Below are 25,003 nucleotides of genomic sequence, written 5' to 3' on the forward strand. Positions count from 1 at the left end.
CAGGCTGCGGGTCGTCGCGGACGGGGAGCGGTCTGCTTACGCTTCCCGCTTGCGGTCCGCCCCCGCCCAAGCCGCCCCCGCCACGACGGCGGTTACCGCGAGGACGGAGGGCCAGGCGCCGAGTTTTTTGGCGAGGGGGTGGGAGGCGCCGAAGGCGGTGAGGTAGGTGGCGGTCAGGGCGGTGGCGGTGCGGGGGCCGTGGGTGTGGCGCCACTGGAGGTGGGTGATCGTGCCGGCTGCCGCGAGGACGGCGCCGCCGAGTGTGCGGTTCTTCGTCCAGCGGGCCGTGGCGTAGCCGCCGAGCAGGCCGGCTGCCGCGGTCGGGGCCGTGGGGATCTTGGGCATCGGGGGCCTCCGTCGTGTGTGCCCTGGGCGGGCCGTACGGGGTCGCCGTCCAGATGCGGGGGTGGTGTCCTGCTTCGTCCGAGGTTAATCCCCCGGGTCACGGGTCCTGCCGGGGCCCCGAACGGGGTCATGTGGACGCACTTCACCCCGGCCGCGCACGACCACGGGATGCCCGCGACGACGGCCTCCTCGCTGCTCGCCCTGGTCGGGTTCTGCAATGTCGTGGGGACGCTGGGCGCGGGCCGGCTCACCGACCGGTTCGACGCGCGCGTGCTGCTCGGCGGTGTCCTCGCCTCGCGCGGCCTCGTCCTGTGTGTGCTTCCGCTGCTGCTCGGCGCCACCGTCGATCCGGGACTCCTCTTCTTTTCGGCCGTCTTCGGGGCCCTGGACGTCGCGACCGTGCCGCCGGTGATCGCGCTGTGCCGCAGCCGTTTCGGCGCCGAGGGGCCGGTCGTCTTCGGGTGGGTCAACGGCGCGCACCAGCTCGGGGCCGCGCTGCTCGCCTGGGCCGGGGGTGCGGCGCGCGAGGTGTTCGGGAGCTACGACCCGGTGTGGGTCACGGTCGGCGGCTTGTGCGCGGGGGCGGCCCTGCTGTCCCTCGCCGTGCGTACGGAACGAGGGCCGAGGACGGACCCGGCGGCCTCGGCGGGCGACGCAACACGCACCGGTAGCAATGATTTTGCGTCACGTGCCCCGCGAATTGTGCTCAGGAGTCCAGGAATTGCGGTCACTCGTCTTGTCGGCGCGACTCACCGTCCCTAGGTTGTCCCGCACCGCACCGCATCCCAGGCACCGCGCTCAGGCACCTCACGCGGCGGTCTCACGCACCCGTCTCCCCGAGGCCGCTCGTCCCCCTGCCCCGTCATCCCCGCCCCGCCCCGTGCACCTCCCCGCAACACCCCCACCTCCAGAGCCGATTGCGAGGACCACCCCCATGGCACCAGGTACCAGCACAGGCCCAGGCCCGGACACCAGCGCGGACACAGGCACGCACACCCCTCTCCGCGTCGCCAGACGTACCGTGCTCGCCGGGGCGCTGGCCGCCGCCGGGACCACGGTGGCCGGTGTCGCGACCGCCGGGACGGCGCGCGCCGCCGAGGCCGCCCCGGCCGCGTCCCCCTCCGCCTCCCCGCCCGGGGACGTCGTCGGGAAGATCACCGTCGGCTACCAGGGCTGGTTCGCGTGCTCGGGCGACGGCGCTCCGGTCGACGGCTGGTGGCACTGGGCGCAGAACTGGGGGCAGTCGCCGTCCCCGGGCAATACGGCGATCGTGAGCTGGCCCGACGTACGCGACTACACGCACACGTACCGCACGGCCCATCCGGCGCTCGGCGACGGGCGGCCGGCCACGCTGTTCTCCTCGTACGACCAGCAGACCGTGGACACGCACTTCGGCTGGATGCGGCAGTACGGGATCGACACCGCGGCGCTCCAGCGGTTCAACCCCAACGGCGGGGAGGGCGCGACGCGGGACGCGATGGCCGCGAAGGTGCGCGCGGCCGCCGAACGGGCCGGCGTGAAGTTCTACGTCATGTACGACGCGACCGGCTGGACGGACATGCAGCCGGAGATGAAGGCGGACTGGACCGCGAAGATGCGCGCGTACACGGAGTCCCCGGCGTACGCGCGGCAGAACGGGAAGCCGGTCGTCGGCATCTGGGGCTTCGGCTTCAACGAGGCCAACAAGGCGTGGCCGGCCGAGGTGTGCCTGGACGTCGTCAACTGGTTCAAGGCGCAGGGCTGTTACGTCATGGGTGGGGTGCCCACGCACTGGCGGCGCGGCGTCGAGGACTCCCGGCCCGGCTACACGGAGGTGTACCGGGCGCTGGACATGCTGTCGCCGTGGATGGTGGGCCGGATCGGTTCGGTCGCCGAGGCCGACAACTTCTACGCCAACGTCAACACCCCCGACCAGGCGGAGTGCGAGGCGCACGGCGTCGACTACCAGCCCTGCGTCCTGCCGGGCGACCTCCAGTCCGGTCACCGGGCGCACGGCGACTTCATGTGGCGGCAGTTCTACAACATGAAGCGCGTCGGCGTGCAGGGCATCTACGTCTCGATGTTCGACGAGTACAACGAGGGCAACCAGATCGCGAAGACCGCCGAGAACTCCTCGCAGGTGCCCGCGGGTTCGGGCATCAGGCCGCTCGACGAGGACGGCACGCCCTGCTCCTGCGACTACTACCTGCGGCTGACCGGGGACGGCGGCCGGCTGCTGCGCGGCGAGATCCCGCTCACCCCCGTACGTCCCACGCAGCCCGTGACCGGCGGCACCACTCCCGAAGTACCCAAAGGGGACCTGGCGTTGCGGGGCACGGCGAGCGCGAGCAGTCAGACGCAGCAGTACGGGGCGGCCAACGCGGTGGACGGTGACGACCGTTCGTACTGGGAGGGCGCCAACGGGGCCTTCCCGCAGTGGGTCCAGGTCGATCTGGGGACCGCCCGGCCCGTGCAGCGGCTGGTGCTGGCCCTGCCGCCGGACCCCGCGTGGGCCACCCGTACCCAGACGCTGGAGGTACTGGGTTCGGCGGACGGGGCCGCGTTCTCCTCGCTGTCCGCCTCGGCGGGCCGCGTCTTCGACCCGGCGAAGGGCAACACGGTGACCGTGCAACTCGCCTCGCCGGCCACCGCCCGGTACGTACGGGTGCGGTTCACGGGGAACACGGGCTGGCCGGCCGCCCAGCTCTCCGGCCTGTCGGTGTACGCGGGCTGAGCCCCTCCGGTCCCCTCCCGCGCCCTTCGGCCGGGCCGGCGTCTCCGCGCCGGCCCGGCCCGCCGCGTCCCGCCCGGTCAGCCCGCCGCACCGCCCACGGGCGCCGGGCCGCCACCACCGGGCCGCTTCCCGGTTCCGCCCCCGCCCCCGTTCCCGTTCCGCTGCTCCGTCTGGGAGAGCGGGGTCGCGATGTCCTCCAGGGAGCGCTGTTCGGCGTTGACGGCGAGGAAGGCCGCGACGACGCCCGCCGCGCACATCAGGCCCGCGCCGATGCAGAAGGCCAGGGCCGTGTCGCCGGGGACGCCCGACTCGGTGAGGTCGGCGAAGACGAGCGGGCCGCTGATCCCGCCGGCCGCCGTGCCGATCGCGTAGAAGAAGGCGATGGCCATGGCCCTGGTCTCCATCGGGAAGACCTCGGACACCGTCAGGTACGCGCTGCTCGCCCCGGCCGAGGCGAAGAACAGCACGACGCACCAGCACGCGGTGAGGGTGTTGGCGTTGAGCGAGCCCCGGTCGAAGAGCCAGGCCGTGACGAACAGCAGGATGCCCGGCAGGATGTACGTGCCGGCGATCATGACGCGCCGCCCGATCGTGTCGAACAGCTTGCCCAGGACGAGCGGGCCGATGAAGTTGCCCGCCGCGATGACCGCGAAGTAGTAGCCGGTGTGGCCGCTCTTGACGTCGTAGAACGTGGTGAGGATCGCGCCGAAGCCGAAGGTGATCGCGTTGTAGAGGAACGCCTGCCCGATGAAGAGGGACAGTCCGAGCACGGCGCGCTTGGGGTAGCTGCGGAACACGGTCTTCGCGATGAGCCCGAAGCCGATGCTCTTGCGCTCGTGGATCGTGATCTCCCCGGCCGGCGGCGGCAGCTTCTCGTGCTTCTCCTTCTCCACCTCCCGCTCGACGGAGCCGACGAGCTTGTCGGCCTCCTCGCCGTGGCCGTGGATGAACTGCCAGCGCGGGCTCTCCGGCACGTGCCGCCGTACGAGGAGGATCACCAGGCCCAGGACGACACCGAGCGCGAAGGTGAGGCGCCAGCCGAGGTCCTTCGGGAAGTAGTCGGTGTTCAGCATGACGATCGACAGGAGCGCCCCGCCGACCGCGCCCAGCCAGTAGCTGCCGTTGATGATGAGGTCGACGCGGCCCCGGTACTTCGAGGGGATCAGCTCGTCGATCGCGGAGTTGATGGCCGCGTACTCCCCGCCGATGCCGAAACCGGTGAGGAAGCGGAAGACGAAGAACCACCACGGGCTGAAGGACAGACCGGTCATCGCCGTCGCCGCCAGGTACACGGCGAGGGTCACCATGAACAGCTTCTTGCGGCCGAACCGGTCGGTGAGCCAGCCGAAGAACAGCGCGCCCGTGCAGGCACCGGCCACGTACAGGGCGGCGGCCAGGCCCGTGACCTGCGCGGAGGTGATGGCCAGCCCCGAGCCGTCCTCCGAGAGGCGGCTCGCGATATTGCCGACCGTCGTCACTTCGAGGCCGTCCAGGATCCACACCGTGCCGAGGCCGATGACGATCATCCAGTGCCAGCGCGACCACGGCAGCCGGTCCAGCCGGGCCGGTACGGCGGTCGTGATGACGCCGAGCCCGGAGTCGCCGGGCGCGGCCACCTCGTCCCGCGCGTCACGGCCACCGGCCCCCGCAGGAGAGTGCTCGCGACCGCGACCCGGGCCCCGGCCGTCCCCCGGCCCGCCCCCGCTCCCGCCTCCGGCTCCGCCCGGTCCTCCGCCCCGCCCTCCGCCCGGTCCCTGATCCCTGCTTCCGGGTTCCTCCGATGCGGCGGGGGTCGTCACGGCGGTTACCTCCTCGTCCGGGCGGGCGCAACACTGCGGGGACCGCAGACGGATTCCAATATCCGCCAGGTGCCCTGGCGCCGCCGCCGCACACGCGGTGACACTCACCCACACGAGGGGAACGCGCGCGGCGCCGGGGCCGAAGCGGACCCCGGCGCCCTGCCGCTGCGGGCCCGGCCCCTCAGGCCCCCAGCGCCCGCGACACCGTGAAGATCACCAGGCCCGCGAGCGAACCGACCACCGTGCCGTTGATCCGGATGAACTGGAGGTCGCGGCCGATGTTCGCCTCGATCTTCCGCGAGGTGTGCTCGGCGTCCCAGCCGGCCACGGTGTCCGTGATGAGCGAGGTGATCTCACCCCGGTACGTCGTCACGACGTACACGGCCGCGCCCTCGACCCAGCCGTCGACCTTGGCGCGCAGCCGGTCGTCGCCCGCGAGCCGCGCGCCCAGCGACAGCAGCGAGGCCCGCACCCGCAGCCGCAGTTCGCTCTGCTCGTCCTCGGCGGCGGCCACGATCATCTGCCGGACCGCCGTCCACACCGACGCGATGAGGTCCTGCACCTCGCCGCGCCCCAGCACCTCGTTCTTGAGGCGCTCCACCCGCGCCCGGGTCTCCGGGTCGGACTGGAGGTCGCCCGCGAAGTCCGTCAGGAACCGGTCGACGGCACCGCGCGCGGGATGCCCCGGCATGTCCCGCATCTCGGTGACGAACCGCAGCAGCTCCTTGTAGACCCGCTCACCGATCCGCTTGTCGACGAAGCGGGGCGTCCAGCCGGGCGCCCCGCCCTGCACGGCGTCCATCACCTGGTCGCCGTGCAGCACCAGCCAGTCGTGGGCGCGTACGCACACGAGGTCGACGAGCTTGCGGTGCCCGCCGTCCGTGACGATCCGCTCCAGCAGCTTGCCCATGCCGGGCGCCACCTCCTGGCTGGAGGCGCGCCGGGTGATCGCCTCCCCGACGACGGCCTGCACGTCGGAGTCGCGCAGCACGGTGAGCGCCCCGCGCAGGGCGGTGGCGAGTTCGGCGGTGACCCGGTCGGCGTGCGCCGGTTCGGCGAGCCACGTGCCGAGGCGGCCGCCGATGCCGACGGCCCGCAGCCGGTCCCGTACGACGTCGGCGGAGAGGAAGTTCTCCCCGACGAAGGAGCCGAGGGACGCGCCGAGCTGGTCCTTCTTGTGCGGGATGATCGCGGTGTGCGGGATCGGCAGGCCCAGCGGATGCCGGAACAGGGCGGTCACCGCGAACCAGTCGGCGAGCGCGCCGACCATGCCCGCCTCGGCCGCCGCCGCGACGTACCCGGCCCACGAACCGGCCCCCGCGTGCTCGGCCCAGGTCGCGAGCGCGTAGACCACCGCGACGAACAGCAGCAGCCCGCCCGCGAACGCCTTCATGCGGCGCACCCCGCGCCGCTTCTCCTCGTCGGCGGGCGTCAGGTCGACCGGACTGCGACCACCCCCGGACGCACCGGACGCACCGCCACCCCGCGCGGGACCACCCCGCGAGGCACCGCCACCGCCCGCCCCTCCCCGTCCGCCCGGTCCACTCAGTCCCGCTGATCCGCCCGATCCGGCTGTCGTTCCGCCCGATCCACCCGACGCGACCGGCAAAGGCCCTCCACGGGTGCGCGCTCCCGTGATTTTCGCCTCACCGTCCTCGGTACCGCTCATCCGCCCGGCCCTCCGCTCGCTGTCCCTTCGCGTCGTCCGTGCCCCGTTTCCCGGGCCCGTACCGCCGCCGTGGCCTCATGGTTCGTCCCCATGGTGCCGGTACGCATTGTCCCCGTCCTGCCCCGCCCGGGAACGGATCTTCGGTTTACGGCGTCTGTCGGAACGGGGGGATGCGCACGGCAGCCACCCGCCCGTGTCGCATCATGGGACTGTCCGACCGGAGCCTCGGGCTCCCCCTGTCCGAGGAGAAAACAACGCGCATGACCAAGCGTCACGGTTATGTCGTGCTGGCCACCGTCGCCGCGCTCGTGGTGCTGGTGTCCGCCGCGGTCCACGCCCTCGCGGGCGGTCGCGGGAGCACCACCCAGGACACGCTGAGCGCCGCCCCGCACCCGCGCGGATCCGCCGCGCCCGCCTCAGCGGGCACCTGGATCGGCGCCTGGTCCGCCGCGCCCGGCGGCGCCGAACCCGGCACCGAGATGACCGGTTTCGCCGGCCGCTCGATCCGCAACGTGGTGCGCACCGGCCTCGGCGGCGAGGCGGCCCGCATCACCCTCTCCAACCTGTACGGGCAGCAGCCGCTGTCCGTGTCCAGCGCGACGATCGCCGTGGCCGCCGCGCCCAGCAACCCGACGGCGGCCACCGGCACCATGCACCGCCTGACCTTCAACGGCAGCACGGGCGTCGTGATCCCGGCGGGCGGACAGACCGTCAGCGACGCGGTCCGGATGGCCGTACCGCACGGCGCCGACCTCCTCGTCACGACGTACTCGCCGACCCCGTCGGGCCCCGTCACCTTCCACGCGCACGCCCGCCAGATCAGCTACCTCGCGAACGGCGACCGCACGACCGACCCGGACGGCGGCGCCTACACCGAGCAGACTCCGTTCTGGCGCTACCTGACGGCCGTGGACGTGCTCAGCGACCAGGCGCAGGGCACCCTCGTGGCGCTCGGCGACTCGCTCACCGACGGCATCACCTCCACCATGGGCGCCAACCACCGGTGGACGGACTACCTCCTGCAGCGGCTGCGCACCGAACAGGGCGCCCCGCGCTACAGCGTCGTCAACGCCGGCATCAGCGGGAACCGCGTCCTGCTCCCGGGCACCGGCCGGCCCGCCGACAACCCGAGCGCCCTCGACCGCTTCGACCGGGACGTCCTGGGCCGCACCGGCGTCAAGTCCGTCTTCATCGACCTCGGCATCAACGACGTCATCCGCCCGCCGCAGCAGATGGACGCACGGCGCATCACCCAGGGCCTGCGGGAGCTGGTGGCGCGGGCGCACGCGAAGGGCCTGCACGTGGTCGGCGCGACGCTCATGCCGTTCGAGGGACACCGGGGCTGGGACCCGCGCACCGAGAACGTACGGCAGGCCGTCAACGCCGAGATCCGCACTGGCCGGATCTTCGACGCGTACGCAGACTTCGACCGCGCCGTACGCGACCCGGCCGCCCCCACCCGGCTGCGCGCGGTCTACGACTCGGGCGACCACCTGCACCTCACCGACGAGGGCTACCAGCGGATGGCGCTGACGGTGAACCTCGCCGACCTGAAGGGCGCGGCCCCCGCACAGCTCTGAGCGCGAGGTGGGGCGGGGCGGTCGCGGGCACGGTCGCGGTCCTACCGCTCGCCCGCCGCCTGCCCCTCCCGCCTCTCCCGGTCACGGTCCCGGCCCCAGTCCCGGTCCAGCTCCCGCTCCCGTTCTCGCTCCAGTTCCTTGAGGCGCCGCTTCTCGGCCTTGCGCAGTTTGCGCTTGACGCCGACACCGCCCATCAGGGCGAAGCCGGTGACCGTGACCTGCGGGGCGTCGGCTTCGCCCTCCTGCACCCGGTCGCCGCCGAAGCCGCCCATGAAGCCGATACCGGTGACCCGGACGTTCAGCTCCGGCGGCACGATCACCGCCATGCCGCCCCAGATCGTGAAGCAGCGGATCACCGTCTCGCGCCCCTCGAAATCCGCCTCGCGCAGGTCGATCTCACCGCCGCCCCACATCGCGAACGCGGTGAACACCTTCGGCGCCACCCAGCGACCCGAGCGCCGGAACCCGCCGAACAGCGCGAAGGCCCCACGCGAACCCGGCTCCCGGCCCACGCGCCGCGACCAGTCGTCACCGACGGCAGGTCGCGCCCCGGCGGACGGCGCGCCCGAGGCCACCGGCAGGTCGCGGGTCAGCGGCTCCAGCTCCCCGTACGTCCGTGCCCGGTAAACGGCGCCGAGCCGGGTGTCGAACTCCTCCATGTCGAGCCGACCCTCGGCCACCGCCTCACGCAGGAGTTCGGCGACCTGGTCCCGGTCGGCGTCGGAGGCCCGCAGCCCGGCCCGCGCGACGGCCGGCGAAGTGCCAGGACCGTCCCCGCGGCCGGGGACGGCGGGACCCCCGGATCTCTCAAGTGCCTTGTTCATTCGGGGTGGTTCGGACCACTCATCACTCATGGACCCAGCTTAGAAGGGCGAGGCCCCCGGCCACGAGGGTTACCCCGTGCCCGGGCCGGGACTGGGACTCGGGCTCGGGACCCGCTCCGAGTACATCCGGGAGATCACCGCCTCGATGTCCGGCTCCCGCACCGACAGGTCCACGAGCGGGTAGCCGGCCGCGATCCGCGCCACGAGCGGCGCCGCCGAGTCCGCCGCCGGGAAGGCCAGCCACTGCCGGGGCCCCTCGACCCGCACGGTCCGCGCCCCGGGCAGCTCGATCGCCGGCAGTTCACGCTCCAGGTCGACGACGAGGGTCCGCTCGCTCTCCCCCGCCTCGTGCAGACCGGCCAGCCCCCCGTCGTACACGAGCCGGCCGTGGTCGATGACCATGACGCGGCGGCACAACTGCTCGATGTCGGTCAGGTCGTGCGTGGTCAGCAGCACCGTCGTACCGGTCCCGGTGTTCAGCTCGCGCAGGAACTCCCGCACCTTCGCCTTCGACACGACGTCGAGGCCGATCGTCGGCTCGTCCAGGTACAGCACCTCGGGCTCGTGCAGCAGCGCCGCCGCGATGTCCCCGCGCATCCGCTGCCCCAGCGACAACTGCCGCACCGGCACGTCCAGCAGCGCGGCCAGATCCAGCTGCTCGACGCAGCGCTCCAGGTTCGCCCGGTACCGCGCGTCGGGGACCCGGTACATGCGCCGCATCAGCCGGTACGAGTCGATCAGCGGCAGGTCCCACCACAGGGTCGTACGCTGCCCGAACACCACGCCGATCCTGCGCGCCAGCCCGGTCCGCTCGCGCGCCGGGTCCAGACCGGCCACCCGCAGCCGGCCGCCGCTCGGCGTGAGAATGCCGGTCAGCATCTTGATCGTCGTGGACTTGCCGGCACCGTTGGGCCCGATGTAGCCGACCATCTCACCGCGCGCCACCCGGAACGAGATCCCGTCCACGGCCCGCACCTCGCGCCGCTCGTACCGCAGGAAACCCGTCCTGCGCCGCACGTCGAAGACCTTCTCCAAACCGTCCAGGACGATGAAGTCCTCGTCCCCCGCCACCGGGCCGCCGCCCGCTCCCGCCTCAGCCACCGTCACTGCCACTCCCGCCTCTCGCCTTCCCACCACGCATCTCCCGCCACGCCTCCCCGTCTCTCCCCCGCTCACGTCCTCAGCTGCCGGTACTGCGGTACGAGCGCAGCCCCGCGCGCCACGCGAGCCCCGCCAGCGACAGGCACACCACGGCCACCACCGGCGGCAGCAGCGCGCACCAGCCGGGCAGCCCCAGCGGCAGCGGACGCCCCAGCACGTAGGCGGCCGGGACCCAGTTGACGAAGGACAGCGGCAGCACGAAGGTGACCGCCCGCAGCACGTCCGTGGTGAACAGCGTCGGCGGGTACTGGAGCATCGTCTGACCGCCGTACGTGAACGCGTTCTCCACCTCCGCCCCGTCCAGCGCGAGGAACTGGAACGCGGCGCCCGCGACGTACACCGCCGCGAAGATCCCCGCCCCGCTCAGCACCATGAACGGCACCGCCGCGACCTTCACCACGCCCCACTGGACGTCCACCGCGCACAGCCCGTAGCCCAGGACGAACAGGCCCTGCGCGATCCGGCCGAGCCGGTTCAGCGAGAACTGGTCCGCCGCGATCTGCACGAGCACCGGGGCGGGCCGCACCAGCAGCGTGTCGAACGTGCCGTCCCGCACCCGGTCCCCGAGGCGCCGCATCGAACCCAGCAGCAGATCGCACAGCCCGAACGCGGTCGACGAGATCCCGTACAGGAAGGCGATCTCACCGAGCCCGTATCCGCCGAGCACGTCGACGCGCGAGAACATCAGCAGGATGACCACGAAGTCGAGCCCCGTCACCGCGAACGCGGCCAGCGCCATCAGCACGAACGACGCCGGATAGGCGAGCGCGGAACGCACCCACATCGCCGAGATCATCCAGTACGCCCGCACCCCGGTGGCGACCCGCGCCCGCCCCGGCTCCCCGGCCCCGCCCTCGCCCGCGGGCCCCTGACCGGACGCCAGGTACTCCCCCGAACGTGTCAGTTCAGCCACCCTGGACCACCACCCTGCGCGTCGCCACGCCCTGGAGCAGCCGGCCCGCCGCGAGCAGCAGCACCGCCCACCCGGCCTGGAACCCGTACGTCGCCAGCAGGCCGGCGCCCTGGTGCCGGCCGAGCAGGACGTCGGCGGGCACCTGCATCATCGTCGACCACGGCAGCACCCGCGCCACGTCCCCGAGCGCACCGGGGAACACGTTCAGCGGCAGCATCATCCCCGAGAAGAACATCGCCACGAGTGAGGCGAAACGGGTGACGCCGGACCCGTCCAGCAACCAGAACGCGGCCAGCGCCACGAGATAGCGGATCGCGAAACTCACCACGACCCCGAACGCGAGCGCCACGAGGAACGCGAGCCACCTGCCGGGCGAGGCGGGCAGCGCCAGATCGAACAGCAGGGCCCCGACGAGCATCGGCACGAGACCCCGTCCCAGCAGGTGGAACGCGGCCCGCCCCACCTCGCCGGCCAGCCACCACATCTGCAGGTCGGCGGGCCGGTAGAGGTCGATCGCGATGTCCCCGGTACGGATCCGCTCGATGAGCTGGTTCTCGAAACCGCCGCCCATCAGCATCACCGTCATGTGCACCGACTGGCCGATCCACACGAAGGTCAGGGCCTGCGCGACGTCGTACTGGCCGAGTTGGGGGCGCTCGTGCCACAGAGCCATGTAGGTGTAGGTGAGAATGATCCCGAACACCGTGTTGGTGAAGACCCCGGCGAACGTCGCCATGCGATACGTCGCATGACGCCGGAAACCGCCCGCCGCGATCACCGCGTACAACCGTCCTGTCCCCACGACACCTCCTCTCCACTCTCCGTGAGCCAAAGGTCACGAGCTTATGGGGGAGCCGGAACGCGTCGCCACGCGTTTTAACAGGAGGAAGGCCGTTCCGGACCGGACACGGCCGCGATCCGCAGACGAACCGGCGCTTGGGCAGTGCGAGAGTGGGCACCGGGGTGCACGAAGCGAAGCAGGAGTTCCGCACGACATGACCGACGAGCCGCAGCACGGCGACGGCCAGGACACCGGAAGCAGCCGGCCGCCCCGGCAGCACGAGGCCGGGAGGACCGCCCGGCCGGACGCATCGGAAGGGAACTCGAACAGCTCCAGGAACAGGACACCCGCCCAGAGGTCCGCGAAACCGGACGAGGAGCGGCGGGAGAACGAACAGCCGGCGAGGACCGAACCGGAACCGGCGGCGAAGCCACTCCCGGAGACGGGGCCGAAGACGAAGCCCGAGCCGAAGCCTGAACGGACGTCACCGGCAGAGGCCGCCGCGAAGCCCGAGGCGCCGGCGACAGCGGCGACAGCCGAGGCACCCGCGAAATCCGGGAAGCCTGCCGCATCCGGACCCGGGACGCCCGGTAAGCCCGTAACGCCCGCGAAGGCGGAGACCGAGGCCCCCGAGCCCTCGGCCCCCGCTGCCGCGAAGACCACCGCGAAGACCACCGGGAACCCGGCGGTCCCGAAGGCGGGCAGGCCGGCCGAGGACACCAAGGGCTCCGCGAAGGACTCCGCGAGCGACTCAGCGAAGGGCTCCCCGAAAGCCCAGGAGCCCAAGCAGCCCGAGAAGTCCAAGCAACCCGAGAAGCCCGAGCAACCCGAGAAGTCCGAAAAGCCTCAGCAGCCCACGCCTCCCGCCGGCGCCCCCGTCGAGGCGCCCATGGAGAAGACCACCCAGCTGCGCGCGATGCCCCCGGCCGGGGCGGCGCGCGGCGCGGGCCGCAAGCCCGGCAACCGCACCCCCGGCCGGTCCCCCGGGACCACGGCGGCCTTCGCCGCGACCGGAGGAGCGAGCGCGGGCGCCGGCGGCGCCAGTGGCCCCGGCGGACCCGGCGGCGACGGCCCCGGCGGCCCGCAGGGACCGCACGGAGCGGGCGGAGAAGGCGGAGAAGGCGCGGAGGGCGGCGGCGGGAAGAAGCCCAAAGGCCGCAAGTCCCGCAAACGGCACGGCTGGCGACGGCTCTTCCCCACCTGGCGGATGACGCTCGGCGGTCTCCTCTTCCTGATCGTCGTGATCGTCGGCGGCTTCGCCATCGGCTACGCCACCGTCGACATCCCCGCCGGAAACGCCGCCGCCAAGCAGCAGAGCAACGTCTACCTGTACGCCGACGGCACCCCGCTCGCCCGCGACGGCGAGACGAACCGGCAGAACGTCAAGCTCTCCAAGATCCCCAAGCGCATCCAGCACACCGTGCTCGCCGCCGAGGACCGCGACTTCTACTCCGAGTCGGCCGTCGACCCGAAGGCCATGGTGCGGGCCGCCTGGAACACCCTCACCGGCAAGGGCAAGCAGTCCGGCTCGACCATCACCCAGCAGTACGTGAAGAACTACTACCTGGACCAGGACCAGACCGTCACCCGCAAGGCCAAGGAATTCTTCATCTCGATCAAGCTCGACCGGCAGCAGTCCAAGGACGAGATCCTGGAGGGCTACCTCAACACGAGCTACTTCGGCCGCAACGCCTACGGCATCCAGGCCGCCGCCCAGGCGTACTACGGCGTCGACGTCGACGAGCTCACCATCCCCCAGGGCGCCTACCTCGCGGCGCTGCTCAACGCCCCCTCGGCGTACGACGTCACCACCCACCCGGCCAACAAACCGCGCGCCGTGGCCCGCTGGAACTACGTCATGGACGGCATGGTCAGCAAGCACTGGATGACCGCCGCCGACCGCGCCGAGGCCAAGTTCAAGGACCCCATCCAGCAGAAGAACTCCTCGGCCGGACTCTCCGGACAGCGCGGCTACCTCGTCGAAGCGGTCAAGGACTACCTCTTCGACCACGACATCGTCGACGAGAACGCCTTCGCCAACCAGGGCTACCGCATCACCACCACGATCCAGAAGCCCAAGCAGGACGCCTTCGTCAAGGCCGTCGACAACAAACTGGTCGACCAGCTCGACAAGAAGAACCGCGCCGCCGACAAGAACGTCCGGGCCGGCGGCGTGTCCATCGACCCGAAGACCGGCCACGTCCTCGCCATGTACGGCGGCATCGACTGGGTCCAGCAGTTCACGAACAACGCGACCCGCACCGACTTCCAGGTCGGCTCCACGTTCAAGCCCTTCGTCTTCACCTCCGCCGTGCAGAACGCCTCCCGCGCCCAGAGCGGCCAGACGATCACCCCGAACACGGTGTACGACGGGACCAGCAAACGGCCCGTCCAGGGCCCCGGGGGCGGCGGCTACGCCCCGGAGAACGAGGACGGCCGCTCCTACGGCCAGATCCCCGTCAGCGTCGCCACCGACAAGTCCGTCAACTCGGTGTACGCGCAGATGGCCACCGACGTCGGCCCCGCCAAGGTCAAGGACACGGCCGTCGCCCTGGGCCTGCCGAAGAACACCCCGGAGCTCAACGCCTACCCGTCGATCGCGCTCGGCACCGCCAACGCCAGCGTCCTCGACATGACCCAGGCGTACGCGACGCTCGCCAACCACGGCAAGCACATCCCGTACTCGATCGTCGCGAAGGTCGTCAACAAGAACGGCGAGAACGTCGACCTTCCGCACCAGTCCACGACGCAGGCCGTCACCCGGCAGGCCGCCGACACCACGACGGCGATCCTCCAGAGCGTCGTCGAGTCCGGCACCGGCACCGCCGCGAAGGCCGCCGGCCGCCCCGCCGCCGGCAAGACCGGCACCGCCGAGGAGGACCAGGCCGCCTTGTTCGCGGGCTACACCCCCGACCTCGCGACCGTCGTCTCCGTCATGGGCCAGGACCCCAAGACCGCCGTGCACAAACCGCTGTACGGCGCCCTCGGCCAGGCCCGCATAAACGGCGGCGGGCCGCCCGCGGAGATCTGGGCCCAGTACGTCGGCGACGCCCTCAAGGGCAAGACCGCGCAGAAATTCGACCTGCGCCTCCAGAAGGGCGCCGCGTCCAAACCGCCCGTCAGCCCCTCCCCGCCCTCCCAGGACCAGGGCACCACCGGTGACCCGGAAGGCAGCCGGCCCCCGGCCACCACCGACGGCGGACAGACCGGCGGCGACGACGGCGGGAACACCGCCCCCGGCACCGACGGCACCACCACCGGCGGTGACACCACCCCGCCCGGCGACCAGACCGGCGGCGGCACGGCGGACGGCGGGACGAGCACCGGCACCGACGGCCAAGGGGGCGGCACCGCGACCAGCGGCGACCCCGCAGGCGCAGGCGGACCCACCGACGGCGGAACCACCGACGGCCAGGGCGGCACCGCCACCGGCGGCGACCCCGCAGGCGGAACCGGCACACCCAACGGCGGAATCCCCGGCACCGGAGGCAACCTCTTCGGCTGACCCCCACCGGGCACACCCCGGCACACGGAAGGAGGGGCCCCGCACCACCAGCGGGGCCCCTCCTGTCACACCCGGCCCGCTGTCACGCGCGCGTTCCCGCCACAACGGGCCGGGCACCCCGTCAGTGCCCCGAAGTCAGCTTCAGCCCCACGATCGCGACCACCAGCAGACAGATGAAGAAGATCCGCGCCGCCGTCGCCGGCTCACCCAGCACCACCATGCCCAGCACCGCCGCACCCGCCGCACCGATCCCGACCCACACCCCGTAGGCCGTACCGATCGGCAGCGTCTTCGCCGCGTGCGCGAGCAACACCATCGAGGCCACGATCCCGGCACCCGTGAACACACTCGGCCACAACCGGGTGAAACCCTCCGTGTACTTCATACCGATCGACCACGCGACCTCCAGCAGACCGGCGACGACAATCCAGACCCAGGCCATGACGACGAGACCTCCACAAGAGAAACCAAGGGGGTGCGTCGTCTTTGCCTGACCCGGTACGGCGCGTCTCGTCGGGACAACCCCAAGGTAGCAACACGACGAAGCCGGGGCCGGTGACCTCCGTCACCCACCCCGGCCCGCGCGGCCCCTCAGGGACACAGCCCGATCAGAGATACAGCCCGATCAGAGATACAAACCCGTCGAGTCCTCCGCGCCCTCGAAACGGTCCGCAGCCACCGCGTGCAGATCCCGCTCCCGCATCAGCACATAGGCCACCCCCCGCACCTCCACCTCGGCCCGGTCCTCCGGGTCGTACAGCACCCGGTCCCCCGGCTCCACCGTGCGCACGTTCTGACCGACCGCGACCACCACGGCCCAGGCCAGCCGACGGCCCACCGCAGCCGTCGCCGGAATCACGATGCCCCCGGTGGAACGCCGCTCCCCCTCCGGGATGTCGGTCCGCACCAGCACCCGGTCGTGCAGCATCCGGATGGGCAGCTTGTCGTCGTGGGTGTTCTCGCTCACGCCCCGAACCTACCTGCCCCGGACACGCCTGTACGCCGGAGGGTCACAACCGGCCGCCGGCCGGCCACCCTCCGGCGCACCCGACGCACTCAGCGCTTCCCCTCACCCCGCCGCGAGGACGACACCACGAGAAGACCGACCACCCCGGCCGCGACCAGCGCCACCGGCACGATCCGCTCCAGCCGCGGCCGGCCGTCCTCCGTCACGAACCGGGACCGCGCCCCCGTCACCGCACGGTTCACCCCCACGTACGCCCGCCCGAGCGTCGCGTCCACCTTCGAGGCGGCCTTCGCCTTCGCGTCACCCACAATCGTCTTCGGGTGCACCCGCACCCCGATCTCGTCGAGGGTCTCCGCCAGCAGCACACGCCGGCGCTTGATGTCCGCCTCGATCTCCGCAGGGGTCCTGGCATCCGCTTCCGACACCGCGTTGCCTCCGTCGTCGTGTTCCGGGTCCCAGCGCAGGGCGCCCGTAAAGCCTGTGATGCTCGACAGTCTGTCAGCTCACGACCACTCGCACCCCTCGGCACCCCTCCCGAGAGCACCAGAAAGCCTCCGGAGGCACCCAGGACCTCGCTTAGGCTCGGTCCCGTACCCCGAACGAGCGGCATCACGCCGGACGAGTGAGCCGAAGCACCCCGCACACCGGACCACGCCGCACACCGGACCGCAGGACCAGCAACCCCACAGCAGCACGAACAACAAGGAGCCTTCGATGAGCGAGCGCCTCCAGCCCGGCGACACCGCCCCCGACTTCACCCTCCCGGATGCGGACGGCAAGGAGATCTCCCTCTCCTCCTACCGGGGACGCAGAGTGATCGTCTACTTCTACCCCGCCGCCCTCACCCCCGGCTGCACCAAGCAGGCCTGCGACTTCACCGACAACCTCGAACTCCTCTCCGGACACGGCTACGACGTGATCGGCGTCTCCCCCGACAAGCCCGAGAAGCTCGGAAAATTCCGCGAAAAGGAAAACCTCCAGGTCACGCTGGTGTCCGACCCCTCCAAGGAGACCCTGGAGGCGTACGGTGCCTTCGGCGAGAAGAAGCTCTACGGCAAGACCGTCACCGGAGTGATCCGCTCCACCGTCGTCGTCGACGAAGACGGAAAAGTCGAACGCGCCCTCTACAACGTCAAAGCCACCGGACACGTCGCGAAGATCATCAAAGACCTCGGAATCAGTGACGCCGCGTAACCACACATACGCGTGGTGAAGGAGTCCGTTTGAGGGCGCCAGAAGTGCGCAGGTGTTCTGCTTGGAAACAAGTCCAGGGAAAGGAACACCGTCATGGCGGCGACCGACAACGACGAGTCGGTGGACCCTGCCGCGGTCAGACGCCACCGGGTGCTGTTCCGCGCGATCGAGAAACGGCGCAACCCCAAACTGCGCCGCAGCGACATCACCGTGACCGACGACGCGGCGGTCAAACGCGCCACCAAGGCCGCCGCGCTCGGCAACGCGATGGAGTGGTACGACTTCGGCATCTACAGCTACCTCGCGTCCACCCTCGGGAAGGTCTTCTTCCCCTCGGGCAACGACACGGCGCAGCTCCTCTCCTCCTTCGCCACCTTCGCCGTGGCCTTCCTCGTCCGCCCCCTCGGCGGCATGGTCTTCGGCCCCCTCGGCGACAAAGTCGGCCGCAAGCGCATCCTGGCCATCACCATGATCATGATGTCGATCGGCACCTTCGCGATCGGCCTCGTCCCCTCCTACGCCTCCATCGGCTTCTGGTCACCGGTCCTGCTCATCCTGTTCCGCCTGGTCCAGGGCTTCTCGACCGGCGGCGAGTACGGCGGCGCCTCCACCTTCATCGCCGAGTACGCCCCCGACAAACGACGCGGCTTCTTCGGCAGCTTCCTGGAGTTCGGCACCCTCGCCGGCTACGTCGGCGCCTCCGGCCTCGTCGTCATCCTCACCACCGTGTTCAACGAGTCCACGATGCAGGGCTGGGCCTGGCGCATCCCCTTCCTCGCAGCCGCCCCCCTCGGCTTCATCGGCCTCTACCTGCGGCTCAAGCTCGACGAGACCCCCGCCTTCCAGAAACTGGAAGGCGGCAAGGTCACCGCCAGCGAAGCGGCCGACCCCGTCGAGACCTCCGCCAAGGGCGACCTCGGCAAGATCTTCACGACGTACTGGCCCTCGCTGCTGCTGTGCATCGCCCTCGTCGCCGCGTACAACATCACCGACTACATGCTGCTGTCGTACATGCCGACGTACCTCTCCGACGAACTCGGCTACGCCACCAACCACGGGCTGCTCATCCTGCTGCTCGTGATGGTCGTCCAGATGTGCCTGATCAACCAGGTCGGCAGGCTCTCGGACCGCTTCGGCAGGAAACCGCTGCTCATGACGGGCATGCTGGGCTTCCTGTTCCTCTCCGTCCCCTCCTTCCTGCTCATCCGGATCGGCAACGTCTTCGCGATCTCGGCGGGCCTGCTCCTGCTCGGCCTGTCCCTCGTCGCGATGCTCGGCACGATGTCGGCGGCCCTGCCCGCGATGTTCCCGACCCACGTCCGCTACGGCTCCCTGTCGGTCGGCTACAACCTCTCCACCTCGATCTTCGGCGGCACGACCCCCCTCGTCATCACCGCCCTGATCAGCGTCTTCGGCACCAACCTGATGCCCGCGTACTACGCGACGGCCGCCGCCGTGGTCGGCGTGATCGCCGTCCTGTGCATGAAGGAAACGGCGAACCAGCCCCTGGCCGGCTCCTACCCCTCGGTGGAAACGGAGGAGGAGGCGGCAGAACTCGTCCACGCCCAGACCCCGGACCCCAAGTTCTGACCCTTCCCCGCCAGAAACAAGCGGAGCGCCCCGTACCGGTGAGGTACGGGGCGCTTCGACGACGCCGCGAGCACGCGTGTTCAGCCCCTGACGCCGCGGGACAACTCCGCACAGGCCCTAGTAAGCTCTGGCGGCATGCGGTCGTGTCGGAACTGGCAGACGAGCTCGGTTTAGGTCCGAGTGGGAGAAATCCCGTGTGGGTTCGAGTCCCACCGACCGCACCAGCTTCCCCGGACAGAAACCGCGGCCGGCCTGCTGCATCGACGCGACATCACCTCACCCCCTCCGCACGTGGCCTGTCTCGCGCGCGAGGAACGCGCTCTGCCACCTCTCGCCGGTTCCCAAGAACGCGTGGCGTTGGGTCGACACCGCGCAGTACAAGCTCACCCAGCGAGCGCAGCACCGCTCCGCCGGAGCCGTCGACCTCCTGGTGTGTGCGACGGCCGTCCGTCACGGACACACGGTGCTTCACGTGGACAACGACGTCGCCACGGTGGCGGCGGTCCTCAAGGAAGTGCAGCAACGGGACGTACGCACCTGACCACTGTTCCTCCCCGCACACGTGTTTCACCGCACCAGTTCCCGCACCACCGGTACGAGTGCCCGGAACGCCTTGCCGCGGTGGCTGATCGCGTTCTTCTCGGCCGGGGTCAGTTCGGCGCAGGTGCGGTCGTGGCCGTCTGGCTGGAGGACCGGGTCGTAGCCGAAGCCGTGGGTGCCCGCGGGGGTGTGGCGGAGAGTGCCGCGCAGTTCGCCCTCGACGACGCGTTCGGTGCCGTCGGGGAGGGCGAGAGCGGCGGCGCAGGTGAAGCCGGCCGCGCGGTGGGGGGTGTCGATGTCGGAGAGCTGGGCGAGGAGCAGGTCGAGGTTGGCCTGGTCGTCGCCGTGGCGGCCGGACCAGCGGGCGGAGAAGATGCCGGGGGCGCCGTTCAGGACGTCGACGCACAGGCCCGAGTCGTCGGCGACGGCCGGCAGCCCGGTGGCCTGGGCGAGGGCGTGGGCTTTGAGGAGGGCGTTCTCGGCGAAGGTGACGCCGGTTTCCCTCACGTCGGGGATCTCGGGGTAGGAGTCCGCGCCGACGAGTTCGTGGGGCAGTCCGGCCTCGGCGAGGATGGCGCGGAGTTCGGTGATTTTTCCGGCGTTGCGGGTGGCGAGGATCAGGCGGGTCATGGGCCCAGTATCGGGGCCGTGCGGGGTGGGGCGGGTGCCCGGGGGCGCGGCGTGGGTGGTTCAGGGGGTGCAGACCTTGGTGATTTCCCCGGCGGCTTCGGTGGCGGGGCCGAGGTCGGGGGTGCGGTCGCCGTTGTCGATGCTGGTGCGGACGGCGGTGACGGCGTCGGCGAGGTGGTCTGCGGCCTTGCCGAGGTCGGCGTTGTCGGTGCGGTCTTTGAGGTCGGCGAGGTTGTCGTCTATGGCGCGCAGGTCGTCGTCGGCGTCGAGGGGGGCGTTTCCGGCGTTGTCGACGGCTTGTTGGAGGCGGGTGACGCTGTCGGCGACGGTGTCGGCGGTGCGGGCGCAGTCGAGGGCGGTGTCGACGGTGGAGCAGGCGGTGAGGGTGGGGGTGGTGAGGAGGAGGGCGGTGGCCGCCGCGGCGAGGGCGAGTCGTCGGTGGCGGTGGGCGGCGGGCATGTCGGTCTCTCCCCGGGTCGGTCGGCGGGCCGGGCCGGGTGGGCGTCGGGTCCGCGGATACGGACGGGCGCACGGTTCGACCCGTGCGCCCGTATCCGTTACGACGCGGGGGCGGTGGCTTCGGTTGCCTGTGCGCCCGGCGTTTCTTGGTTCTTTCTTTACCTGTGTTCTGTGCCTGGGGTCTTTCGTGGCGGCTGTTCGTGTCAGCTGAGGGTGGTGGCGAGGGCGGTGCGCTGGATTTCGGCGAGGTCGGTGCAGCCGGCGGTGGCGAGGTCGAGGAGGGAGTTGAGTTCGGTGCGGTCGAAGGGTTCGGCTTCGGCTGTGCCCTGGATCTCGACGAAGCGGCCGTCTCCGGTGCAGACGACGTTCATGTCGGTGTCGGCGCGGACGTCCTCTTCGTAGCGGAGGTCGAGCATGGGGGTGCCGGCGATGATGCCGACGGAGACGGCGGCGACGGTGCCGGTGAGGGGTGTGCGACTGGGCTTGATGATCTTCTTGCTCTGGGCCCAGGTGATGGCGTCGGCGAGGGCGACGTAGGCGCCGGTGATGGCGGCGGTGCGGGTGCCGCCGTCGGCCTGGAGGACGTCGCAGTCGAGGACGACGGTGGTTTCGCCGAGGGCTTTGTAGTCGATGACGGCGCGCAGGCTGCGGCCGATGAGGCGGGAGATCTCGTGGGTGCGGCCGCCGATTTTGCCGCGGACGGACTCGCGGTCGCCGCGGGTGTTGGTGGCGCGGGGCAGCATCGCGTATTCGGCGGTGACCCAGCCTTCGCCGCTGCCCTTGCGCCAGCGCGGGACGCCTTCGTTGACGGAGGCGGTGCAGAGGACTTTGGTGTCACCGAAGGAGACGAGGACGGAGCCTTCGGCGTGCTTGCTCCAGCCGCGTTCGAGGTGGACGGGGCGGAGCTGGTCGGGGGTTCGGCCGTCGATGCGTGACATGGGGCTGAGCCTAGTGCGTGGGAGTGGGGGGTCTGTCGGGGCTGGTGGGGAGGGGCGGGCGGTGCCGTCCCGCCCCTCTGCGGCCTCGCGCTGTCCCGCGGTCCACGCCGTCTCGCGGCTCAGTGTTCCGGGTGGTGGTCCGGGGTGGTCACATCATGTCTTCGATGTCGGCGGCGATGGGGTCGGCGTCGGTGCCGATGACGACCTGGACGGCGTTGCCCATTTTGACGACGCCGTGGGCTCCGGCGGCTTTGAGGGCTGCTTCGTCGACCTTGGTGGCGTCGCGGACCTCGGTGCGCAGGCGGGTGATGCAGCCTTCGATGTCCTCGATGTTGTCGATGCCGCCGAGCCCGGCGACGATTTTCTCGGCCTTGCTGGCCATGGTGTCTCCTGTCGGTCCGTGGGTCTGCTGCGGGGCCGGTCGGGCCGGCCTCGGGGCTGTCCGTCGAACGGGTGGCGCCTCGGTCGGTGCTGTCCCGTTTTGTCACGTTAGCTCACCGTTGGTCTATCTTCGCGGGCGGGCGGGGTGGGCATCGCGAAGGATGGCCAGCACCACGAGTCCGTCCGTTTCTTCAGGGGAGGACAGCGATGAGCAGCAGCGCCACCGGCGCGGTCGCTTCGCAGCAGCCGGGCAACTGGAGCAGGTTCTTCCAGGGGCTGCAGAAGATGGGCCGCAGTCTGCAGTTGCCGATCGCGGTGCTGCCCGCGGCGGGCATTCTGAACCGGCTGGGTCAGCCGGACGTGTTCGGTGACGAGGGGCTGGGCTGGACCGATGTCGCGAAGGTGATGCAGGCGGCGGGCGGGGCGCTGCTCGATTCGACGCTGGGTTTGCCGCTGTTGTTCTGCGTGGGTGTCGCGATCGGGATGGCGAAGAAGTCGGACGGTTCGACGGCGCTCGCGGCGGTGACGGGTTTCCTCGTGTACTACGCGGTGTTGCGGGCGTATCCGGTGCACTGTCCGGCGGGTCAGGAGCAGGTGCAGAACGGGGGGTGTGTCGACTGGTCGGGGAAGGGGTTCGTGCCGGCGTCGTACCAGAATCCGGGGGTGTTCGGGGGGATCGTGATCGGGTTCATCACGGCGTATGTGTGGCGGCGGTTCTACCGTACGAAGCTGGTGGACTGGCTCGGGTTCTTCAACGGGCGGCGGCTGGTGCCGATCATGATGGCGTTCATCGGGCTGGGGCTGGGGGCGCTGGCGGCGTGGACGTGGTCGCCGATCGGGGACGCGTTGACGGATTTCGGGCAGTGGCTGTCGGATCTGAGCTGGACGGGTTCGGGGATTTTCGGGGTCGCGAACCGGGCGTTGCTGGTGGTGGGTCTGCACCAGTTCCTGAACACGTTCCTGTGGTTCCAGTTCGGTCAGTACACGAAGCCGGACGGGGAGGTGGTGCACGGGGACGTGTTCCGGTTCCTCGCGGGTGATCCGACGGCGGGTCAGTTCACGACGGGTTTCTTCCCGATCATGATGTTCGCGTTGCCGGCGGCGGCGCTCGCGATCACGCACTGTGCGAAGCCGCATCGGCGCAAGGAGGTCGGTGGGCTGATGCTGTCGGTGGCGTTGACCTCGTTCGTCACGGGGATCACGGAGCCGATCGAGTACTCGTTCTTGTTCGTCGCGCCGTTGTTGTACGCGGTGCACGCGGTGCTGACGGGTGTGTCGATGGCGGTGTCGTGGGCGCTGGGTGCGAAGGACGGGTTCAGTTTCTCGGCCGGGCTGATCGACTACGTCCTGAACTGGAGTCTGGCGACGAAGCCGTGGCTGTTGTTGATCATTGGCGCGGTGGCGGCCGTCGTGTACTACGTGATCTTCCGTTTCGCGATTCTGCGTTTCGACCTGAAGACGCCGGGGCGTGAGCCGGAGGAGGAGGTCGAGGACACGACGAAGGCGTAGGCCGGGCGCCGGGTGGTGGCCGGGCGCCGGGCGCTGACGGCCGGGCGCGGGGCGCTCAGATCTCGTAGACGGCGCCGGGGCTCGCGAGGCGTACGGGTCCGTCGTAGGCGCGGCGGGCGTCGGCGAGGTTGGTCTGGGGGTCGGTCCACGGCGGGATGTGGGTGAGCAGGAGGGAGCGGGCGTGGGCGCGGCGGGCGCTCTCTCCGGCTTCGCGGCCGTTGAGGTGGAGGTCGGGGATGTCCTCCTTGCCGTCGGTGAAGGCGGCTTCGCACAGGAACAGGTCGGTGTCGGCGGCGAGTTGGTCGAGGGCCGCGCAGACGCCGGTGTCTCCGGAGTAGGTGAGGGAGCGTCCGCCGTGTTCGACCCGGAGGGCGTAGGCCTCGACGGGGTGGCGGACCTGTTCGGCCTGGACGGTGAAGGGGCCGATGGTGAAGCTGCCGGGTTTGAGGGTGTGGAAGTCGAAGACCTCGCCCATGGCGGAGAGGGTGGGGGTGTCGCCGTGGCCTGCGGTGAGGCGTTCCTCGGTGCCTTCGGGTCCGTAGACGGGGACGGGTCGTACGGGGCCGGGTCCGCTGTTGTAGTAGCGCACGACGAAGTAGGCGCACATGTCGATGCAGTGGTCGGCGTGGAGGTGGGTGAGGAGGACGGCGTCGAGGTCGTCGAGGCCGATGTGGCGCTGCATCTCGCCGAGGGCGCCGTTGCCCATGTCGAGGAGCAGCCGGAAGCCGTCGGCCTCTACGAGGTAGCTGGAGCAGGGCGATTCCGCGGACGGGATCGAGCCCGAGCAGCCGACGACGGTGAGCTTCATGGAGCGGGGACCTCCGCGCTTCGGGTGGACGACGGGGGTGTGCGGTTCGTCGAGCGTACGGGCCGTTTTGGCGGGTCGCTCCCCGTGGGTGGGCGGTTGTGGGGGAAGTCACCGCGAACTCCACCCGTGAGGGGGTGGGGGTGGGTTCGGGGGCCGGTCGGGGCCGGGGAGGGTGCCGTGCGGGGGGTTGGTGCGGGTGGTGTGGGTACCGTCGCGGTATGGCTTCCTGGTGGTGGATCGCGCTTGTCGTCGTGGTGGTGCTCGGTGTGTTGGCTTCGGTGGCGGACGGCTGGGGGCGCAGTGACCGGGGGCCGGGGAGGCGGGGGGCGCGGCGGCCGGGGGGCCGGGGGCGTCCGCCGCGTGGGCCGGGTGGTACGCGGGTGGCGGGGCCGCGTCCGGGGGAGATCTGGTGGGCGCTGGTGCCGTTCGAGGACGGTCCGGGTGGTAAGGACCGGCCGTGTCTGGTGCTGTCGGTGACGCGGCGTTCGGCGCGGGTCGTGAAGATCACGAGCCGGTTCCACGAGGAGCGGCCGGGGGTGCTGGCGTTGCCGGAGGGTGCGGTGGACGACAGCCGGGGGCGGCGCAGTTTCCTGGAGACGGAGGAGTTGCGCACGGTGGCGTTGCGGGGGTTCCGGCGGCGGGCGGGTGCGGTGGACCCGGCCCTGTGGGACCGGGTCCGGCACCTCGGCTGAGCGGC

General features: G+C 71.1%; 24 protein-coding genes, 1 tRNA gene and 1 riboswitch. Of the genes, 10 read left to right on the plus strand and 15 right to left on the minus strand.

The window, feature by feature from the left end:
• Positions 1–36: 36 nt before the first annotated feature.
• Positions 37–345 carry a hypothetical protein gene (locus AB0J21_RS27055; protein WP_363148728.1) on the minus strand — a complete coding sequence of 103 codons (309 nt, stop codon included), beginning with the start codon at positions 343–345 and terminating at the stop codon, positions 37–39.
• Between the two features lie 129 nt (positions 346–474).
• On the opposite strand from AB0J21_RS27055, the gene AB0J21_RS27060 reads away from it, so the two are divergent.
• Complete coding sequence (locus AB0J21_RS27060) at positions 475–1,107, plus strand: MFS transporter (RefSeq protein WP_363148729.1); 633 nt, start codon at positions 475–477, stop codon at positions 1,105–1,107.
• A 172-nt stretch (positions 1,108–1,279) separates the two neighbouring features.
• Positions 1,280–3,058, plus strand: a complete 1,779-nt coding sequence (locus AB0J21_RS27065) for a discoidin domain-containing protein (protein ID WP_363148730.1) — start codon at positions 1,280–1,282, stop codon at positions 3,056–3,058.
• Between the two features lie 77 nt (positions 3,059–3,135).
• Here AB0J21_RS27065 and AB0J21_RS27070 read toward each other — a convergent pair whose 3' ends face one another.
• Both AB0J21_RS27070 and AB0J21_RS27075 read right to left on the minus strand, forming a co-directional pair.
• Entirely contained in the window at positions 3,136–4,674 is a 1,539-nt protein-coding gene (locus AB0J21_RS27070; protein WP_363148731.1) for an MFS transporter, read from the minus strand.
• 364 nt (positions 4,675–5,038) lie between these two features.
• Positions 5,039–6,526: a DUF445 domain-containing protein gene (locus AB0J21_RS27075; RefSeq protein ID WP_363148732.1), complete on the minus strand. Its 1,488-nt coding sequence runs from the start codon at positions 6,524–6,526 to the stop codon at positions 5,039–5,041.
• A 260-nt stretch (positions 6,527–6,786) separates the two neighbouring features.
• Between AB0J21_RS27075 and AB0J21_RS27080 the strand changes: the two genes are divergently transcribed.
• The gene (locus tag AB0J21_RS27080; RefSeq protein WP_363148733.1) at positions 6,787–8,106 is read left to right on the plus strand and encodes an SGNH/GDSL hydrolase family protein; all 1,320 of its coding nucleotides are present in this window, start codon (positions 6,787–6,789) and stop codon (positions 8,104–8,106) included.
• A 41-nt stretch (positions 8,107–8,147) separates the two neighbouring features.
• Here the strand turns inward: AB0J21_RS27080 and AB0J21_RS27085 are convergent, their stop codons facing one another.
• From AB0J21_RS27085 to AB0J21_RS27100, 4 genes are all read right to left on the minus strand, one after another.
• Positions 8,148–8,840, minus strand: coding sequence for a DUF1707 domain-containing protein (locus tag AB0J21_RS27085; RefSeq protein ID WP_363148851.1), 693 nt, complete (start codon positions 8,838–8,840; stop codon positions 8,148–8,150).
• A gap of 159 nt (positions 8,841–8,999) precedes the next feature.
• Complete coding sequence (locus AB0J21_RS27090) at positions 9,000–10,037, minus strand: ATP-binding cassette domain-containing protein (RefSeq protein ID WP_363148734.1); 1,038 nt, start codon at positions 10,035–10,037, stop codon at positions 9,000–9,002.
• Between the two features lie 73 nt (positions 10,038–10,110).
• A complete protein-coding gene (locus AB0J21_RS27095) occupies positions 10,111–10,887 on the minus strand; it encodes an ABC transporter permease (RefSeq protein WP_363148852.1) in 777 nt (258 codons plus the stop codon).
• A gap of 109 nt (positions 10,888–10,996) precedes the next feature.
• Complete coding sequence (locus AB0J21_RS27100) at positions 10,997–11,740, minus strand: ABC-2 family transporter protein (protein ID WP_363148853.1); 744 nt, start codon at positions 11,738–11,740, stop codon at positions 10,997–10,999.
• Positions 11,741–12,701: 961 nt separating this feature from the next.
• Between AB0J21_RS27100 and AB0J21_RS27105 the strand changes: the two genes are divergently transcribed.
• Positions 12,702–15,290, plus strand: coding sequence for a transglycosylase domain-containing protein (locus tag AB0J21_RS27105; protein WP_363148854.1), 2,589 nt, complete (start codon positions 12,702–12,704; stop codon positions 15,288–15,290).
• A gap of 121 nt (positions 15,291–15,411) precedes the next feature.
• Here AB0J21_RS27105 and AB0J21_RS27110 read toward each other — a convergent pair whose 3' ends face one another.
• From AB0J21_RS27110 to AB0J21_RS27120, 3 genes are all read right to left on the minus strand, one after another.
• Positions 15,412–15,732 (minus strand): multidrug efflux SMR transporter, encoded by a 321-nt coding sequence (locus AB0J21_RS27110; protein WP_363148735.1) that lies wholly within the window; start codon positions 15,730–15,732, stop codon positions 15,412–15,414.
• A 32-nt stretch (positions 15,733–15,764) separates the two neighbouring features.
• Positions 15,765–15,828: riboswitch (guanidine-III (ykkC-III) riboswitch) on the minus strand.
• An 87-nt stretch (positions 15,829–15,915) separates the two neighbouring features.
• On the minus strand, positions 15,916–16,257 hold the full coding sequence (locus AB0J21_RS27115; RefSeq protein ID WP_363148736.1) for a co-chaperone GroES: 342 nt from the start codon (positions 16,255–16,257) through the stop codon (positions 15,916–15,918).
• Positions 16,258–16,346: 89 nt separating this feature from the next.
• The gene (locus tag AB0J21_RS27120; protein ID WP_363148737.1) at positions 16,347–16,682 is read right to left on the minus strand and encodes a DUF3618 domain-containing protein; all 336 of its coding nucleotides are present in this window, start codon (positions 16,680–16,682) and stop codon (positions 16,347–16,349) included.
• Positions 16,683–16,971: 289 nt separating this feature from the next.
• Here AB0J21_RS27120 and bcp point away from each other — a divergent pair, with 289 nt between their 5' ends.
• From bcp to AB0J21_RS27140, 4 genes are all read left to right on the plus strand, one after another.
• Positions 16,972–17,451 (plus strand): thioredoxin-dependent thiol peroxidase, encoded by a 480-nt coding sequence (gene bcp, locus AB0J21_RS27125; protein ID WP_363148738.1) that lies wholly within the window; start codon positions 16,972–16,974, stop codon positions 17,449–17,451.
• A 93-nt stretch (positions 17,452–17,544) separates the two neighbouring features.
• The gene (gene proP, locus AB0J21_RS27130; protein WP_363148739.1) at positions 17,545–19,041 is read left to right on the plus strand and encodes a glycine betaine/L-proline transporter ProP; all 1,497 of its coding nucleotides are present in this window, start codon (positions 17,545–17,547) and stop codon (positions 19,039–19,041) included.
• Positions 19,042–19,178: 137 nt separating this feature from the next.
• Positions 19,179–19,265 (plus strand) — tRNA-Leu (locus tag AB0J21_RS27135).
• Positions 19,238–19,582: a hypothetical protein gene (locus AB0J21_RS27140; RefSeq protein ID WP_363148740.1), complete on the plus strand. Its 345-nt coding sequence runs from the start codon at positions 19,238–19,240 to the stop codon at positions 19,580–19,582. The genes AB0J21_RS27135 and AB0J21_RS27140 overlap by 28 nt, the downstream gene beginning before the upstream one ends.
• 26 nt (positions 19,583–19,608) lie before the next feature.
• Here the strand turns inward: AB0J21_RS27140 and rdgB are convergent, their stop codons facing one another.
• From rdgB to AB0J21_RS27160, 4 genes are all read right to left on the minus strand, one after another.
• Positions 19,609–20,211: an RdgB/HAM1 family non-canonical purine NTP pyrophosphatase gene (gene rdgB / locus AB0J21_RS27145; RefSeq protein ID WP_363148741.1), complete on the minus strand. Its 603-nt coding sequence runs from the start codon at positions 20,209–20,211 to the stop codon at positions 19,609–19,611.
• Between the two features lie 60 nt (positions 20,212–20,271).
• Positions 20,272–20,670, minus strand: coding sequence for a hypothetical protein (locus tag AB0J21_RS27150; protein WP_363148742.1), 399 nt, complete (start codon positions 20,668–20,670; stop codon positions 20,272–20,274).
• 203 nt (positions 20,671–20,873) lie between these two features.
• Positions 20,874–21,608 (minus strand): ribonuclease PH, encoded by a 735-nt coding sequence (gene rph / locus AB0J21_RS27155; RefSeq protein ID WP_363148743.1) that lies wholly within the window; start codon positions 21,606–21,608, stop codon positions 20,874–20,876.
• Positions 21,609–21,756: 148 nt separating this feature from the next.
• On the minus strand, positions 21,757–21,990 hold the full coding sequence (locus AB0J21_RS27160; protein ID WP_363148744.1) for a PTS glucose/sucrose transporter subunit IIB: 234 nt from the start codon (positions 21,988–21,990) through the stop codon (positions 21,757–21,759).
• Positions 21,991–22,196: 206 nt separating this feature from the next.
• On the opposite strand from AB0J21_RS27160, the gene AB0J21_RS27165 reads away from it, so the two are divergent.
• A complete protein-coding gene (locus AB0J21_RS27165) occupies positions 22,197–23,498 on the plus strand; it encodes a PTS transporter subunit EIIC (RefSeq protein WP_363148745.1) in 1,302 nt (433 codons plus the stop codon).
• Between the two features lie 55 nt (positions 23,499–23,553).
• Here the strand turns inward: AB0J21_RS27165 and AB0J21_RS27170 are convergent, their stop codons facing one another.
• Complete coding sequence (locus tag AB0J21_RS27170) at positions 23,554–24,306, minus strand: MBL fold metallo-hydrolase (protein WP_363148746.1); 753 nt, start codon at positions 24,304–24,306, stop codon at positions 23,554–23,556.
• 218 nt (positions 24,307–24,524) lie between these two features.
• Between AB0J21_RS27170 and AB0J21_RS27175 the strand changes: the two genes are divergently transcribed.
• Positions 24,525–24,998: a type II toxin-antitoxin system PemK/MazF family toxin gene (locus AB0J21_RS27175; protein ID WP_363148747.1), complete on the plus strand. Its 474-nt coding sequence runs from the start codon at positions 24,525–24,527 to the stop codon at positions 24,996–24,998.
• The last annotated feature ends 5 nt before the right edge of the window (positions 24,999–25,003 follow it).

This window comes from Streptomyces sp. NPDC049954, assembly GCF_040656295.1.
Lineage (GTDB): Bacteria > Actinomycetota > Actinomycetes > Streptomycetales > Streptomycetaceae > Streptomyces.

Excerpts from the sequence above, each read along its gene's own strand:
- bcp (WP_363148738.1), top strand. The coding sequence starts at position 16,972 with ATGAGCGAGCGCCTCCAGCCCGGCGACACCGCCCCCGACTTCACCCTC.
- proP (WP_363148739.1), top strand. The coding sequence starts at position 17,545 with ATGGCGGCGACCGACAACGACGAGTCGGTGGACCCTGCCGCGGTCAGA.
- AB0J21_RS27175 (WP_363148747.1), top strand. The coding sequence starts at position 24,525 with ATGGCTTCCTGGTGGTGGATCGCGCTTGTCGTCGTGGTGGTGCTCGGT.
- AB0J21_RS27150 (WP_363148742.1), bottom strand. The coding sequence starts at position 20,670 with ATGCCCGCCGCCCACCGCCACCGACGACTCGCCCTCGCCGCGGCGGCC.
- rdgB (WP_363148741.1), bottom strand. The coding sequence starts at position 20,211 with ATGACCCGCCTGATCCTCGCCACCCGCAACGCCGGAAAAATCACCGAA.
- AB0J21_RS27055 (WP_363148728.1), bottom strand. The coding sequence starts at position 345 with ATGCCCAAGATCCCCACGGCCCCGACCGCGGCAGCCGGCCTGCTCGGC.
- AB0J21_RS27100 (WP_363148853.1), bottom strand. The coding sequence starts at position 11,740 with ATGGCGACGTTCGCCGGGGTCTTCACCAACACGGTGTTCGGGATCATT.
- AB0J21_RS27095 (WP_363148852.1), bottom strand. The coding sequence starts at position 10,887 with ATGATCTCGGCGATGTGGGTGCGTTCCGCGCTCGCCTATCCGGCGTCG.
- AB0J21_RS27060 (WP_363148729.1), top strand. The coding sequence starts at position 475 with ATGTGGACGCACTTCACCCCGGCCGCGCACGACCACGGGATGCCCGCG.
- AB0J21_RS27065 (WP_363148730.1), top strand. The coding sequence starts at position 1,280 with ATGGCACCAGGTACCAGCACAGGCCCAGGCCCGGACACCAGCGCGGAC.
- AB0J21_RS27105 (WP_363148854.1), top strand. The coding sequence starts at position 12,702 with ATGCCCCCGGCCGGGGCGGCGCGCGGCGCGGGCCGCAAGCCCGGCAAC.
- rph (WP_363148743.1), bottom strand. The coding sequence starts at position 21,608 with ATGTCACGCATCGACGGCCGAACCCCCGACCAGCTCCGCCCCGTCCAC.
- AB0J21_RS27165 (WP_363148745.1), top strand. The coding sequence starts at position 22,197 with ATGAGCAGCAGCGCCACCGGCGCGGTCGCTTCGCAGCAGCCGGGCAAC.
- AB0J21_RS27160 (WP_363148744.1), bottom strand. The coding sequence starts at position 21,990 with ATGGCCAGCAAGGCCGAGAAAATCGTCGCCGGGCTCGGCGGCATCGAC.
- AB0J21_RS27170 (WP_363148746.1), bottom strand. The coding sequence starts at position 24,306 with ATGAAGCTCACCGTCGTCGGCTGCTCGGGCTCGATCCCGTCCGCGGAA.
- AB0J21_RS27075 (WP_363148732.1), bottom strand. The coding sequence starts at position 6,526 with ATGAGCGGTACCGAGGACGGTGAGGCGAAAATCACGGGAGCGCGCACC.
- AB0J21_RS27110 (WP_363148735.1), bottom strand. The coding sequence starts at position 15,732 with ATGGCCTGGGTCTGGATTGTCGTCGCCGGTCTGCTGGAGGTCGCGTGG.
- AB0J21_RS27080 (WP_363148733.1), top strand. The coding sequence starts at position 6,787 with ATGACCAAGCGTCACGGTTATGTCGTGCTGGCCACCGTCGCCGCGCTC.